Here is a 13,225-nt window from a genome sequence, read left to right as displayed (position 1 = left end):
GCTCTGGCCGCTACTTTGGCATCCGTCGTTACAGTTGCTCTCATATCAAACGCGTACGGCGCAGATGTCGACGTCCATGTTGACGACGACGCCTACAAGGTGACAAACACGGAAAAGTCGCAACTTTCTGGCGAACCCGCCGACAGCCGGTCCGACCACACCGAGGCGCCGTCGCCGAACTCGAATGCCCCAGCAAGTCGCACACTAATCGATGGCCCGGTTGACCTGCCGCAGTTGTGCACCGACTGGGAGATGCGTGGTGAGGGCCTTGCCACGATGCAGACCAACCCGTGCGATCCGGCCGATTACACAAACGTCGAGATCGGTCCTGAGGTCGTCGAGGTCACGCCCGAAGAGCCTGCGGAGCCCGAGGATCAGGCCGAACCGGAGCCAGAGTCGGAACCGATCATCGTCACGGCCGAAGAGCTCGCCACGCTGCCGATCGACCCGGGCGGCCTGACCGTCCAGCCGGACCGCGGCTGGGTGTTGGTGAACAAGGAGACGGTCGTCTACACCGGCGCCGGTGAGCAGACCTTCAACATCACGCTGCTGGGCACGCCGGTCGAGGTCCACGTCGTTCCCATCGACTACACCTGGGACTTCGGCGACGGCACCGAGACCACCACCACCGAACCCGGTGCCCCGTGGCCGAACCACACGGTCTGGCACACCTACACCGACGCGGACGTCACCCGCACCATCACGTTGACCACCCGCTGGGTCGGGGAGTTCGAGGTCGCCGACTCCGGTGTGTGGCTCCCGGTCAACGGCGTCGCCACGACGACCACGTCCTCGGACCCGTTCGAGGTTCGTGAGTTCGACACCCAGCTGACCACCTCCGCCGAGTAGCCACGAACAGGGTTCGTCTACCGTGTCGGACGTGGCCAACCCCTCGATCGACCTCCCTCCCGCCGTCACGCTCGTCGAAGGAGCAGGCGGCCTGCCGATGCTTCGCGTGGACACCGACAACGCGAGTGCGGAGATCTCCCTGCAGGGCGCGCAGGCCCTGTCGTGGGCACCGACCGGGCACGAGCCGGTCCTGTGGACGAGCCCGCGCAGCCGTTTCGAGCGGTCCGTGGCCATCCGCGGTGGTATCCCGCCGAGCTTCCCCTGGTTCGCGGCGGGACGTGAACCGGAGATGCGGCCGTCGCACGGCTTCGCACGGCTCGCGGAGTTCACGCTGGTCGGCGCAGAGGAGGAGTCCGACGGTGCCATGACCCTCACCCTGCGACTCACCGACACCGACGTCACGGGTCTGCCCGGCACGGACGTCTGGCCCCATCCGTTCGAGCTGACGGCGACCATCACCGTCGGCCCGACGCTGTACGTCGCGTTCACCGTCACGAACAGCGGCGACCGGGTGCGTTCGTACGAGGATGCCCTCCACGCGTACGTTGCCGTCGCGGACGTACGCGACGTCCGGATCGCCGGGCTCGAGGGTGTCCCCTACCTCAGCAAGATCGGCGACCCGGGCCCGTACAGCCAGCACGGCGAGCTGACGTTGACTGGCAAGACCGACCGGGTCTACGGCACCTCCTCGGCCGCAACCGTCGTGGATCCCGGGCTCGACCGGAGGGTCCACGTCGGCAAGAACGGTTCCGCGAGCACGGTGGTGTGGAACCCGTGGTCCGCGGCGGCCGCGGAGATGCCGGACCTCGGTGAGGAGCACTGGACCACCATGGTGTGCGTCGAGGCCGCCAACGTGCTCCACGACGGCGTCGTGCTCTCGCCGGGGGAGAGCCACACGACGACGGTGTACTTCGCCGTCGAGCATGGCACTGGCTGAGCCGGCACACCGGGTGATCAGGCCGTCTCGAGCTTCAGCGTGACGAACGAGCCCGGCGGAACGTCCATGGTGAGCAGTTCGTCGTCGACCCTGACGGCGCTGTACTGCTGCGGCGAGACGGCGTCCGGAGCCTCGGCCGTGTTGTGGTCGGCGACGTCGGAGGCGGACAGGATCCGACCGCTCACGGCGCCGATGCGCGCACCGCGCAAGGACAGCTCGACGCGGGCCTCCGCCGCCAGGTCGAGGTTGGTGAGCGAGATAGTCACACGCCCGTCCTTGGTCGAGGCGGATGTCGAGAGCGTCGGGATGTCGACGCCGTCTACCTCGCGGGTCGGCGAACCGCCGAGCGGGTGGACGGCCAGTGCTCGAGCGTCGTGATGATCCTTGTTCATCTCGAAAACGTGGTAGGTCGGGGTGCGGACCATCTGGTTGCCGTCGGTGAGCACCATGGCCTGGAGCACGTTGACCGTCTGGGCGATGTTGGCGAGCCGCAAGCGGTCCGCATGGTCATGGAAGGCATCGAAGTGGATCGCCGCAACGAGAGCGTCGCGCATCGTGTTCTGCTGGTAAAGGAAGCCGGGGTTGGTGCCGGGCTCGACGTTCCACCAGGTGCCCCACTCGTCCAGGGCGAGGCCGAGCTTCTTCGTGGGGTCGTAGGCGTCCATGACGGCGGAGTGGCCGGCGATGAGCTCGCGCACGTGCTGGGCGCGGCGCACTGTCGTCCAGTACTCGTCGCCGCTGAAGTCAGTGGCCGACCCCTTGTCTCCCCAGGCGCCGGACATCGTGTAGTAGTGGAACGAGACTGCCTGGAAGATCCCACGAGGATTGCGATCGCCCAGGCCCGAGGCGACCTGCTTCATCAGGGTCTCGGTCCAGGAGTAGTCCGCGTCCGAGGCGCCGGCGGCGATTCGGTACAGCCTGTTCTCGCCGTGGTCGCGCGCGTAGGTCGCGTGCTGGCGGGCCATCGGGGCGTACTGCTCGGCGCGCAGGTTCCCGCCGCAGCCCCACGGCTCGTTGCCGATGCCGAAGAAGCTGACGCCCCACGGTTCGGAGCGGCCGTTCTCGGCCCGCAGCCGCGCCATGGGTGAGTCACCCTCCCGGTTGAGGTACTCGACCCAGTCGCTCGTCTCGCGCACGGATCCCGACCCGACGTTCGCCGAGACGTACGGCTCGGTCCCGAGCAGCTCGCACAGCGCCAGGAACTCGTGGGTGCCGAAGTGGTTGTTCTCCTCGACGTCGCCCCAGTGGGTGTTGACCATCCGCGGCCGCTCCTCGCGCGGGCCGATACCGTCCATCCAGTGGTACTCGTCGGCGAAGCAGCCTCCGGGCCAGCGCAGGTTCGGGATGTCCAAGGCACGGAGAGCGTCGACGACGTCCTTGCGGATGCCGCCCTCGTTCGGGACGTCGGAGTCCTCGCCGACCCAGAAACCGCCGTAGATGCAGTGGCCCAGGTGCTCGGCGAAGTGGCCATACAGGTGCCGGCTGATCACCGGGCCGGGAACGTCCAGATCGATGACGGCGGACAGGGACGCGGCACCTTTGCTCATCGTGCTTCCTCTCGATACTGGTCGCGGTGGCCACACGAGGATAGGGCTCTCGGCAGGTGTGCCCGACCGAGTCTCGGTCCCCGGTCGTCGGGCGAGACCAATCGGACGGATCGCGTCTCACGAGCCGGTCCTATATTTGATCCATTCCAGAAAAGGTGGTGTGCTGGTCCGGTGCCAGCCAAACAGCACCTGCGGGACCACCACGTCGAGCTGCTCCGTGGTGTGCAGCTGCGCGTGACCGGTCCACGCCTCGCGGTCCTCGCCGAGCTCGCCGACCATCCCCACGCCGACGCCGAGACCATCCGGGCCGGCGTGCACGAGCGACTCGGGACCGTCTCGACGCAGGCGGTCTACGACGTCCTCCGCGCCCTGACCGCCACCGGTCTGCTGCGCCGCATCGAGCCGGAGGGCTCACCGGGGCGTTACGAGCTCGCCCACGAGGACGACAACCACCACCACGCCGTGTGTCGTTCGTGCGGCGCTGTCGAGGACGTCCCGTGCGCCGTCGGCCATGCCCCGTGCCTGACGCCGTCGGACGACCACGGCTTCGTGATCGAGACCGCCGAGGTCATCTACTGGGGCACCTGTCAGGCATGCCTTGCCGAGGGATCCCACGTCGGCACGCAAGAGTCCACCCGAGAAGTAACCGCATCAAAGAAGGAGAACGCATGACGGACACGTTCGGGCTCGCCCAGCCCACCGGTTCCACCACGGAGACGGGCGCGCCGGCGCCCAGCGACCGCAACAGCCTGACGGCCGGGCCCGACGGCCCGATCATGCTCCACGACGTGCACTTCGTGGAGCAGATGGCGCACTTCGACCGCGAGCGGGTGCCGGAGCGAGTCGTGCACGCGAAGGGAGCCGGCGCGTTCGGGACGTTCGAGGTCACCGGCAACGTGGCGCAGTACACCAAGGCCGCCCTGTTTCAGCCGGGCGCCAAGACGGACATGCTCCTGCGGTTCTCCACCGTGGCAGGCGAGATGGGCTCGCCGGACACCTGGCGCGACCCGCGCGGTTTCGCCGTCAAGTTCTACACGACCGAGGGCAACTACGACCTCGTCGGGAACAACACCCCCATCTTCTTCGTCCGGGACGCCATCAAGTTCCCGCACTTCATCCGCTCCCAGAAGCGGCGCGGGTCGAGCGGCCTCCGCGACAACCAGATGCAGTGGGACTTCTGGACCCTCAACCCCGAGTCCGCCCACCAGGTCACGTACCTCATGGGCAACCGCGGCATCCCGAAGACCTACCGGCACATGAACGGCTACGGCTCCCACACCTACATGTGGATCAACGGCGCGGGCGAGAAGTTCTGGGTCAAGTACCACTTCATCTCGGACCAGGGCGTGGAGGGCCTCTCGGGTGAGGAGGCCGGCAAGATCGCCGGCGCGGACGCGGACTACCACCGCCGCGACCTGTACGACGCGATCGAGCGTGGCGAGGACCCGAGCTGGACGCTCAAGGTGCAGGTCATGCCCTACGAAGACGGCAAGACCTACAAGATCAACCCGTTCGACGTCACCAAGACGGTCTCGCACCAGGACTACCCCCTGATCGAGGTCGGCAAGATGACGCTGAACAAGAACCCGGAGAACTTCTTCGCCGAGATTGAGCAGTCCGCCTTCTCCCCGGCGTCGGTCGTCCCGGGCGTGGGCTTCAGCCCCGACAAGATGCTCCTCGGCCGGACGTTCTCCTACCCGGACACGCACCGGCACCGCATCGGTCCGAACTACCTGCAACTGCCTGTCAATCGCCCCCGTGCCGCGGAGGTCAACAGCTACGTCTTCGACGGCGCAATGGCCTACGACCACCACGGCGACGCGGCGACGTACGCGCCCAACACCCAGGGGCGTGCGTACTCGGAGCTGACCGGTCCGGCGGAGGACAGCTGGGAGGTCGATGGCGAGCTCGTCCGCGCGGCGGCGACCGTACGCTCGGAGGAGGACACCGACTTCCACCAGGCCGGCATCCTCGTCCGCGAGGTCTTCGACGAGGCCGAGCGCGAGGAGTTCGTGGCGAACGTGTCCGGCCACCTGCTGGACGGCGTCCACGGCGACGTCCTGGCGCGCGCCTTCCAGTATTGGAAGAACGTCGACGCTGAGATCGGCGCCCGCATCGAGGCCGCCTACCACGCGGCGAAGGGCGAGCCCGACCCCGGCAAGGAGGCAGCCGCTGCCGCCACGACGGCGCACGCCTGACAGCGACTGACAGGCAGAGCGCCTGACTGACGTCGAGGGCCCCGGTGAGCGATCACCGGGGCTCTCGTGTCGTCGGGGGTGGCCGGCCGGACGCCTCTACTGGTCGGAGGGTCGGGGGATGAGCAGGTTCTCGTGGATTTGCTCCCAGCCGCGGTCGATCCAGCGCGACACGTCTGCGCCGTCGGGGACCGCGGTCACACTCTGGGTGCCGTTGCCTACGGTCGCCCAGGTGCGCGCACAGCTGGATGTCCATGTTCGGTCGTCATCGAGGGGGGCTTGGACCACACAGATGTTGTCCGATCTCCCCTCCGCCGGGTCGTTCGTCGGGCTGGCGAGGTAGTACGCGTAGTCCTCGTCCTGGTGGACCAGGCGAGAAGTCTCCGACCTGAAGCTGTTGGTCTCGATGGACGGCGGAAGCTCGTCCTCCGGCGTCCGCTCGGTGTCGAGACCGGAGTAGGTGGGTCCTGAAGGGCTGCACCCTACGAGGACGACGACGGCGCTCGCCGTGGCGGCAGCGGCCCACCCGCGTCGATCGCGTCGATGCACGATCAGCTCCGATCTGTTCCCTCGCGGCTGCGGACCTTCCAACCGTACGGCCGTCCACCAGGACGGGGCGGAGGTTTCGCGGTGCCGACAGCCGAACCACGAGAACGAGAGGACGGCACCACAGGTGTGCCTCCACGAGCCCGTCGTCGCCTGGGGCGTCGGAGGCGATCCTGAGACATCAGGGAAGTCCCAGGGGAAGATCAGGGGAAAATCCCGATGTCTGCGGCGGCCTCCACACTGTTGACTCGTGGACATGGAGAATTTTCTCGTCGGGCTGCTCGCGGAGCTGTCCGAGCACTTCGGACCGCTGCTGCTGGCACTCGGGGCCCTGCTCGCGTTCGTGGAGTCGGCGCTCGGGCTCGGCTTCCTCTTCCCTGGCGAGACCGCGGTCCTCACCCTGGGAGCGGCGACGTCCACCGGTTCGGAGGTCGCGGCAGCGATGGGCGTCATCGCGATCGGCGCCAGCGCGGGCGACCACGTCGGCTACCTCATCGGCCGTCGCGCCGGTCCGGCGCTGCGCCGCTCGCGGATCGTCCGCCGGGTCGGGATACGGCACTGGGACCGCGGGAGCGCGCTCGTGCAGCGCCACGGCAGCTTCGCCGTCGTCATCTCCCGGCTGCTGCCGGCCGTGCGCACGATCGTGCCGGCTGCCGCCGGCGCCGGCGGTCTGACGTACCTGCGTTTCGCCGTCGGGTCCCTGACCGGTGCGGCGCTCTGGTCGGTCATGTGGGTCGGCGCCGGGTCGCTCGCCCGGACCGCCCTTCCGGAGACGGCCGCGTTTCTCGGCACCGCCGGCTGGTACGTCCTCGGCGCCGCCGTGCTGGCCGTCGTGGTCGCCGTCCTGATCCACCGCCGGCGCAGGGGACGCGCGCCCCAGACGCCCGCACAGGACGAGCGTGAGGAGAGGCCGGCGCGAGGCGAAGTGCTCGAGCACGCGCACGAGCCGGCCACGTCGAGCGCATCCGTCCAGTCGCTCGCTGCTGAATCCTGCGCCCAGCGCTGAGCTCCCCCGGGAGGTCTCCGTCGTCGGGAGGAGTGCACGCTGACGAGCTCGTTCCTTCGGCTGATGCGGCGGACGATGGTGCGCGGCGAGCATGGTGGCACGCCGATCCGAAGGGAAGTCATGTTCCGCACCGCCCGTCGTACCGCCCTCATGACCACGGTTGCCGTGCTGGCCGTGCCCGCCGCCACGGCGACCGCCGCACCCGACGAGACCACCGCCGTCGACCGGCTCGGTGACGATCCGACCGAGCTGTCGCGCCTCGTCGCCGACGCGGCTGCCGAGGCAGCCGCCCGGCAGCAGGGCGGGCGTGCCATGCGCGCACCGGACTCGCAGCAGACATTGACAGCAGGACTAGACGCCGCCGTGAGCGGCCTGGTCGAAGGCGGAGCGGTCGGCGTCACCGCCCGCGTGGAGACCCCCGAGACGGTCTGGCGCGGCGCCGACGGAGATCGCGAGCTCGACCACGCGCCGCCCGCGCACCCGCAGGACCGGTTCCGCGTCGGCTCGATCACCAAGTCTATGGTGGCCGCTCTCGTCATGCAGGAGGTCGAACGCGGTACGTGGACCCTGGAGACCAGCGTCGAGGAGGTCCTGCCCGGTGTGCTGCCCGACGGCGTCACCATCGGTCAGCTGCTCAGCCACCGCTCCGGCGCACCGGACTTCGTGACACCCGCGATCCTCGAGCGGGTGAGCGACCCGAGCTCGGTCGAGCAGTTCTTCGACGCGCTCGAGCAGGATTACACCGATCCAGAGCTGGTCGAGGCGGCCCGCTCCCTGCCGTGGCTGTTCGAGCCGGGAACAGACTTCACGTACTCCAACACCGGCTACGTCGTGCTCGGCATGATGCTCGAGGAGGTGACCGGCCGCAGCGTCGAGAGCCTGTTGGAGGACCGCGTGTTCGCCCCCGCGAGCATGCGGCACACCGAGCTGCCGGACGAGCCGGGGACCAAGGGTCCGTTCCTCGTCGGCGCGGCCTACACCGGGGCCCAGGGGGAGGGCTGGTACAACCTCGACGCGCAGGACCCGAGCCTGTTCTCCTCGGCCGGTGCCGTGACGAGCACCACGGAGGACCTGGAAGACTTCACCGCGGCGCTGGTCACCGGTGATCTCGTCGATCCGGCACTGGTGGAGCAGATGCTCACACCTCGCAGCGTCGAGTCGCTGGAGTACGGTCTCGGCGTCTACCGCGTGCCCGACCCGTGCGAGCCGGGGGAGTACCTGTACGGCCACGACGGCGCCACGTTCGGCACGCTGGCCATCACCCTGACGTCCGCCGACGGCGAGCGTCAGGTCGCTGCGGGTATCACCGGCCGAAACGTCTCGGCCGATCCGGAGGCGCTGTACGACATCAACGACCTGCTGGTGCCGATGCTGTTGGCGACCTGCTCGTCCTGAGTCTTGCCGCGGACGGGGGCCGCCTCAGTCGCGAAAGGTCTCGATCTGCGCGCCGAGCTCCATCAGGCGCTCCTGCAGCTGCTCGTAGCCCCTCGCGATGATGTCGACCCCGCGCAGCACCGAGGTGCCCTTGGCGGCGAGCATGGCCAGCAGGATCACGACGGCGGGACGCAGTGCCGGCGGGCAGCTCACCTCGGCGCCGGACCAGTGCGTGGGTCCGGTGACGTCGAGCCGGTGCGGGTCGAGGAGGCGGACCTCGGCGCCCAGCCGGTTGAGATCCGTCAGGTGGATGGCGCGACCCTCGTAGACCCAGTCGTGGATGAGCGTATGGCCGTCGGCGCAGGCCGCGATCACGGCGAAGAACGGCAGATTGTCGATGTTCAGGCCTGGGAACGGCATCGGGTGGATCTTGTCGATCGGCGCCTTGAGGTCGCTCGGGTGGACCGTGACGTCGACGAGCCGGCTCCGGCCGTTCGCGGCGGGGTACTCGGGGGAGAGGGTGTAGCGCAGCCCCATCTCCGCGAGCGTGGCGAGTTCGATCTCCATGAACTCGATCGGCACCCGGGCCACCGTGATCTCGGAGTGGGTGACGATGCCGGCGGTGAGCAGGCTCATCGCCTCCACCGGGTCCTCGCTGGGCGCGTACTCCACGTCGGCGTCGATGTCGGTGACGCCGTGCACGCGCAGGGTCGTGGTGCCGATGCCCTCGACGCGTACGCCGAGCAGCTCGAGGTAGAAGCAGAGGTCCTGCACCATGTAGTTGGGGCTGGCGTTGCGGATCGTGGTGGTGCCGGGGTGCCGGGCGGCAGCCATGAGCGCGTTCTCCGTGACCGTGTCGCCACGCTCGGTGAGGACGACCGAGAGCTCCTCCGGCTGGTCGCGCTTCACGGTGGCCTGGTACGAGCCGCTGGTGGCGACCACGTCGAGACCGAACGGGCGCAGGGCGATCATGTGCGGTTCGACGGTGCGCGTGCCGAGGTCGCACCCACCGGCGTAGGGCAGCTGGAACCGCTGCTCCCGCCCCAGGAGCGGGCCGAGGAACATGATGATCGATCGGGTGCGGCGGGCCGCGTCCTCGTCGATGCCGTCGAGGTCGAGCAGCGCAGGCGGGACGATCTCGAGGTCCTTGCCGTCGGCGGACCAGGTGGCCCGTACGCCGATGGAACGCAGCACGTCGACGATCCGGTCGACCTCGACGATGCGGGCGACGCCGCGCAGGACGGTGCGGCCACGGTTCAGCAGCGAGGCGCACAGCAGCGCGACGGCGCCGTTCTTCGACGACTTGACCGTGATGGTCCCGGACAGCTGGTGGCCGCCGGTCACCCGCAGGTGGGCCGGCCGAGCCCCTCCGATGGAGAGCAGATCCGCCTCGAGGGCCTGGTTGATGCGGGCGAGGAGGTCGACGGACAGGTTCTGGCTACCCTGCTCGATGCGGGCGATGGCGCTCTGGCTGGTGGCCAGGCGTTCGGCCAGCTGTGCCTGCGTGAGACCCTTGTTCTGGCGTGCGCCGCGGATCAGCGACCCGACCTGGGTGAGTGACGTCTGCGTATCTATCGCGGTCATGGACGGCACCATATCTCGTATCTGAGATATTCGAGCGGTGGCCACCTGAGTTCTCCGGCATATGTGGCCGGGATCATGCTCCGGATGAGATGCGCCTCACGTCCGTGTCTTCACGGTCGCTCGACCGGTCGTGCCTCCTGCGTGCCCGAGCGGTCACGCACCGTCAGGCCGAGGTCGTTGAGCTCGACGGCGAGGGTGTCGGCCTTGGCATGCTCCTTGGCCTTGAGCGCGTCGCGCCGGAGGGCGAGGATCCGGTGCCCCTCCGGTGAGATGCCGGGGCGCCCCTCCACCCATCTGGCCCAGGAACGCGTGTCGGGATCGGTGTCCGATCATCGGTAGCCGGCACCGGTCAGGGCGTTCCGCAAGGACTTCTCGACCGCCCCTGCGTCCCGTCGGGCAAGCTCGCGACCGTCGGCGGAGCGGAGGACCAGGTCCGGGCCGTCGAGGTGCGCGCTCTCGACAGATTGGCGTGCCACGAAGCGGTCGTGGCCCTCCTGGGACAGGATCATGCCGTCCGGTTCGACGGTCAGGGCCAGTGCCTCCCTTCGCCACACGGTCCAGAACCAGGTGCCCGCCAGCGCACCGACCAGCCCCAGCGCGGCGACCTCCAGCCCCGCCGGGAGCCGGGCGAGGAGGTCCATGGCGGCGTGCCTAGGCAGGTCGTGACTCTCCAGGAAGCGGACAAGGGGTCGCAGAGCCAGACCGAGCAGGGCACCGGCGGCGGTGAGGGCGGCGATGCACGCCAGCGCCCAACCGCGCCCGAGCGACACCCGCGTCGGGCTCTCGTGTGACGGTGGGGTCATGGCTTCTCCTCGGCACGCAGGAACCGCAGGACGAGCGTGCGTAGGGCCGGCCACGGATCGTCGCTCGACTCCCCGCCGTGCAGGGCGACACCATCGACCACGATCTGGATCCAGCGGGCAACGACGGCGGCCGGCAGCCCGGGCCGGGCGCGCCCGACGTCGACCGCCCGCTCGACGAGCGCGGTGAGCACGCGCTGAGTCCGGGCGTCCGCGTCCATCACGACCTGGGCCAGCGCCGGGTCGTGCGGTGCGCGCCGCACGAGCTCGGCGACCAGTCCCGGCGCGATGGGGTCGTTCACGTCCGCGGCCAGGTCTCGGACGATCGTCAGCAGGGCATCGACCGGGTCGTCGCCGGCCGACTCCCTCTCGAGAACCGCTCGCAGGCGAGGGACGTCGCGCTCGAACAGCGCCCGGAAGACGGTGGCCTTGTCCTCGAAGTAGTAGAAGACCGAGGGGCCGCTGAGGCCGGCGGCGCGGCCGATGTCGGCGGCCGTCGTGGCCTCGTACCCCTTCTCGGCGAAGAGCGTCGCCGCCGCCTCGACGATGGCGTCGCGGCGGCGCTCTTGCTGAGCCGGGTCGGGTCGGCGGGGCACGGCACGACGGTAGCCTTTGACTGATCACTCAGTCAAAGGATTCCCGGCGGTGACGATGCGGGCCGGGGCGACGTCATCTGATCGTGACCTCGGTTTCGGGGCAATGGACCCCTACGGGGCCATAGCGTGCCACGTGTGCAAAAGAGAGGTGTCGTCGGGACGGCGTGCTCGATCTTGGGTGTGGCGGCGATCGGGGTGCTGGTCCAGGAGCCGACGGGAGCCGACGGCAACGCCTTGTGCGAGGACATCCGGGCGGACCTGCGCGACCATCACGAGCGGCGGACTGCCGCGGCGGACGGCGCCGGGCCGCTGCTCGCGGTGATCGGCGACTCCTACGCTCAGGGCCGCCACACGGGTGCCCCCATGGCGGCCTACCCCTACGTCGCGGGTGACGTGCTCGACGTACCGGTGCATGTCGACGCCATGGGTGGCAGCGGGTACGTCGCGCAGAGCCCGTGCGGCGACGCCCAGTTCACCAGCCGCATCGATGACGTCCTCGCCGAAGACCCGGATGTGCTGGTCATCGCCGGCGGGTTCAACGATCTGGTGCACGACGGGCTCGAGGAGGCCGCCGACGCCGTGATCGGACGCTCCGCCGGGTCCGGGACCGAGGTCGTCGTGCTCTCACCGTTCGCTCCGCCCGCTGCGGAGGACCGGACCGAGAGGATCGAGGAGATGACCGCCATCCTCGAGCGGGTCGCGAAGTCGCACGGCGCGAACTTCCTCGACGTGTCGGGGCTGGAGTTCCCCGTCACCGGTGACGGGATCCACCCGGACGTCGAGGGCCACCGGATCATCGGCGAGGTCCTCTCCGAAGCGCTTGTGGACGATGTCGGATAGCGCCGCAGATCCCGCGAGTCAGCCGCCGACGGTGCGCAGCGCACCGGGGCGGCGGCCGGCGAGCTGGTCGAGGGCGGTGCAGGTCGCGTCGTCGGCGGGCAGGTGGACGACCAGCCGTTGGTCGCCCGCGTCCGGCATCTCGAGCACCTCGAGCGCGAGGCGGAGCTCACCGACGTCGGGGTGCGCCATACGTACCGTCCCCGTCCGACGCGGAAAGTTCGACGAGGCTTCCCAGCGGGCCGTGAACGCCGCGCCGCAAGCGATGCTCAGCTCGTCCACCAGCATCGTCGCCTCCGGGCACGATGCGGCCTTGAGTGTGGCGGCCCATTCGTCGGCGACCGCGTCCCAGTCGGGATACGTCTGCTGCGCGCGTCGGTCGGTGAAGACATAGCGGGCAAGGTTGGGGCGGACGGCGTCGAAGAGGCCGGTTGATGCGGCGAGGTGCTCGAACCCGGTGGTGGAGGCGACGACGTCGCCAATGCTGTTGACCACGTAGGCGGGCGTGAGACCCAACCGGTCGAGGAGGGCTTGAACGGTCGGCCGGACATGGTCGCTCGGCGGTTCCGCGGTCGGGCAGAGCAGCGCCGCGCCGGTGGCCTCCTTGCTGAGGATGAGCAGGTGGAACCGTTCTTCCGCCGACAATCGCAGCGTGTCGGCCAGCACGGCGAGCACCTGTGCCGACGGGTTCTGATCCTTGCCCCGCTCGAGGCGGGTCAGGTAGTCGACGCTCATTCCGGCGAGCGTCGCCAGCTCTTCCCGGCGCAGCCCGGGGGTGCGCCGTCGGGGACCTCGAGGCAACCCGACCTCCTCGGGAGTCACTGTCTCTCGACGCGTGCGGAGGAACGCACCGAGCTCGCTGCCGTTCATCCCCGAAATTCTACGGACCCGGGCCACACGCATCCTGGCCCTCCCGGGGCCTGCCTCCGCAGGGCCTTCCTCGGCACGCCCGGA

Annotated in this window: 14 protein-coding genes; 7 read left to right on the top strand and 7 right to left on the bottom strand. The window is 69.4% G+C overall.

All coding sequences use genetic code 11. The features are described from left to right. Window positions 1-276: 276 nt before the first annotated feature. Both ABD907_RS08575 and ABD907_RS08570 read left to right on the top strand, forming a co-directional pair. Entirely contained in the window at window positions 277-849 is a 573-nt protein-coding gene (locus tag ABD907_RS08575) for a hypothetical protein (RefSeq protein WP_345215829.1), read from the top strand. A 31-nt stretch (window positions 850-880) separates the two neighbouring features. Next, window positions 881-1,786: a D-hexose-6-phosphate mutarotase gene (locus ABD907_RS08570; protein WP_345215828.1), complete on the top strand. Its 906-nt coding sequence runs from the start codon at window positions 881-883 to the stop codon at window positions 1,784-1,786. A gap of 17 nt (window positions 1,787-1,803) precedes the next feature. Here ABD907_RS08570 and ABD907_RS08565 read toward each other — a convergent pair whose 3' ends face one another. After that, entirely contained in the window at window positions 1,804-3,333 is a 1,530-nt protein-coding gene (locus tag ABD907_RS08565; RefSeq protein WP_345215827.1) for an alpha-N-arabinofuranosidase, read from the bottom strand. Window positions 3,334-3,504: 171 nt separating this feature from the next. Here ABD907_RS08565 and ABD907_RS08560 point away from each other — a divergent pair, with 171 nt between their 5' ends. Continuing rightward, window positions 3,505-4,005, top strand: coding sequence for a Fur family transcriptional regulator (locus tag ABD907_RS08560; protein WP_345215826.1), 501 nt, complete (start codon window positions 3,505-3,507; stop codon window positions 4,003-4,005). After that, entirely contained in the window at window positions 4,002-5,531 is a 1,530-nt protein-coding gene (locus ABD907_RS08555) for a catalase (protein ID WP_345215825.1), read from the top strand. Before ABD907_RS08560 ends, ABD907_RS08555 begins: the two co-directional genes overlap by 4 nt. A 96-nt stretch (window positions 5,532-5,627) precedes the next feature. On the opposite strand, the gene ABD907_RS08550 is transcribed toward ABD907_RS08555, so the two are convergent. Then, window positions 5,628-6,077, bottom strand: coding sequence for a hypothetical protein (locus ABD907_RS08550; RefSeq protein WP_345215824.1), 450 nt, complete (start codon window positions 6,075-6,077; stop codon window positions 5,628-5,630). 253 nt (window positions 6,078-6,330) lie between these two features. Between ABD907_RS08550 and ABD907_RS08545 the strand changes: the two genes are divergently transcribed. Both ABD907_RS08545 and ABD907_RS08540 read left to right on the top strand, forming a co-directional pair. Then, window positions 6,331-7,080, top strand: a complete 750-nt coding sequence (locus ABD907_RS08545) for a DedA family protein (RefSeq protein ID WP_345215823.1) — start codon at window positions 6,331-6,333, stop codon at window positions 7,078-7,080. 120 nt (window positions 7,081-7,200) lie between these two features. Further along, window positions 7,201-8,475, top strand: coding sequence for a serine hydrolase domain-containing protein (locus tag ABD907_RS08540; RefSeq protein WP_345215822.1), 1,275 nt, complete (start codon window positions 7,201-7,203; stop codon window positions 8,473-8,475). Between the two features lie 24 nt (window positions 8,476-8,499). On the opposite strand, the gene ABD907_RS08535 is transcribed toward ABD907_RS08540, so the two are convergent. The 4 genes from ABD907_RS08535 to ABD907_RS08520 all read right to left on the bottom strand — a co-directional run bounded on the left by ABD907_RS08535 (window position 8,500) and on the right by ABD907_RS08520 (window position 11,434). Then, the gene (locus ABD907_RS08535; RefSeq protein ID WP_345215821.1) at window positions 8,500-10,038 is read right to left on the bottom strand and encodes a UDP-N-acetylglucosamine 1-carboxyvinyltransferase; all 1,539 of its coding nucleotides are present in this window, start codon (window positions 10,036-10,038) and stop codon (window positions 8,500-8,502) included. Window positions 10,039-10,148: 110 nt separating this feature from the next. Continuing rightward, the gene (locus ABD907_RS08530; protein WP_345215820.1) at window positions 10,149-10,328 is read right to left on the bottom strand and encodes a CysS/YqeB C-terminal domain-containing protein; all 180 of its coding nucleotides are present in this window, start codon (window positions 10,326-10,328) and stop codon (window positions 10,149-10,151) included. 39 nt (window positions 10,329-10,367) lie between these two features. Continuing rightward, window positions 10,368-10,841 carry a YqeB family protein gene (locus ABD907_RS08525; RefSeq protein WP_345215819.1) on the bottom strand — a complete coding sequence of 158 codons (474 nt, stop codon included), beginning with the start codon at window positions 10,839-10,841 and terminating at the stop codon, window positions 10,368-10,370. Further along, window positions 10,838-11,434, bottom strand: a complete 597-nt coding sequence (locus ABD907_RS08520; protein ID WP_345215818.1) for a TetR/AcrR family transcriptional regulator — start codon at window positions 11,432-11,434, stop codon at window positions 10,838-10,840. The genes ABD907_RS08525 and ABD907_RS08520 overlap by 4 nt, the downstream gene beginning before the upstream one ends. A gap of 135 nt (window positions 11,435-11,569) precedes the next feature. On the opposite strand from ABD907_RS08520, the gene ABD907_RS08515 reads away from it, so the two are divergent. Beyond that, the gene (locus ABD907_RS08515; protein WP_345215817.1) at window positions 11,570-12,274 is read left to right on the top strand and encodes an SGNH/GDSL hydrolase family protein; all 705 of its coding nucleotides are present in this window, start codon (window positions 11,570-11,572) and stop codon (window positions 12,272-12,274) included. A gap of 18 nt (window positions 12,275-12,292) precedes the next feature. Here ABD907_RS08515 and ABD907_RS08510 read toward each other — a convergent pair whose 3' ends face one another. After that, entirely contained in the window at window positions 12,293-13,141 is an 849-nt protein-coding gene (locus ABD907_RS08510; RefSeq protein ID WP_345215816.1) for a helix-turn-helix transcriptional regulator, read from the bottom strand. Window positions 13,142-13,225: the final 84 nt, after the last annotated feature.

The sequence above is a fragment of the Georgenia halophila genome, from assembly GCF_039541595.1.
Note: the sequence above shows the minus strand (reverse complement) of the source record. Positions and strands in the feature narration are given on the sequence as shown.

Excerpts from the sequence above, each read along its gene's own strand:
- ABD907_RS08575 (WP_345215829.1), top strand. The coding sequence starts at position 277 with ATGCAGACCAACCCGTGCGATCCGGCCGATTACACAAACGTCGAGATC.
- ABD907_RS08565 (WP_345215827.1), bottom strand. The coding sequence starts at position 3,333 with ATGAGCAAAGGTGCCGCGTCCCTGTCCGCCGTCATCGATCTGGACGTT.
- ABD907_RS08555 (WP_345215825.1), top strand. The coding sequence starts at position 4,002 with ATGACGGACACGTTCGGGCTCGCCCAGCCCACCGGTTCCACCACGGAG.
- ABD907_RS08545 (WP_345215823.1), top strand. The coding sequence starts at position 6,331 with ATGGAGAATTTTCTCGTCGGGCTGCTCGCGGAGCTGTCCGAGCACTTC.
- ABD907_RS08540 (WP_345215822.1), top strand. The coding sequence starts at position 7,201 with ATGTTCCGCACCGCCCGTCGTACCGCCCTCATGACCACGGTTGCCGTG.
- ABD907_RS08535 (WP_345215821.1), bottom strand. The coding sequence starts at position 10,038 with ATGACCGCGATAGATACGCAGACGTCACTCACCCAGGTCGGGTCGCTG.
- ABD907_RS08525 (WP_345215819.1), bottom strand. The coding sequence starts at position 10,841 with ATGACCCCACCGTCACACGAGAGCCCGACGCGGGTGTCGCTCGGGCGC.
- ABD907_RS08510 (WP_345215816.1), bottom strand. The coding sequence starts at position 13,141 with ATGAACGGCAGCGAGCTCGGTGCGTTCCTCCGCACGCGTCGAGAGACA.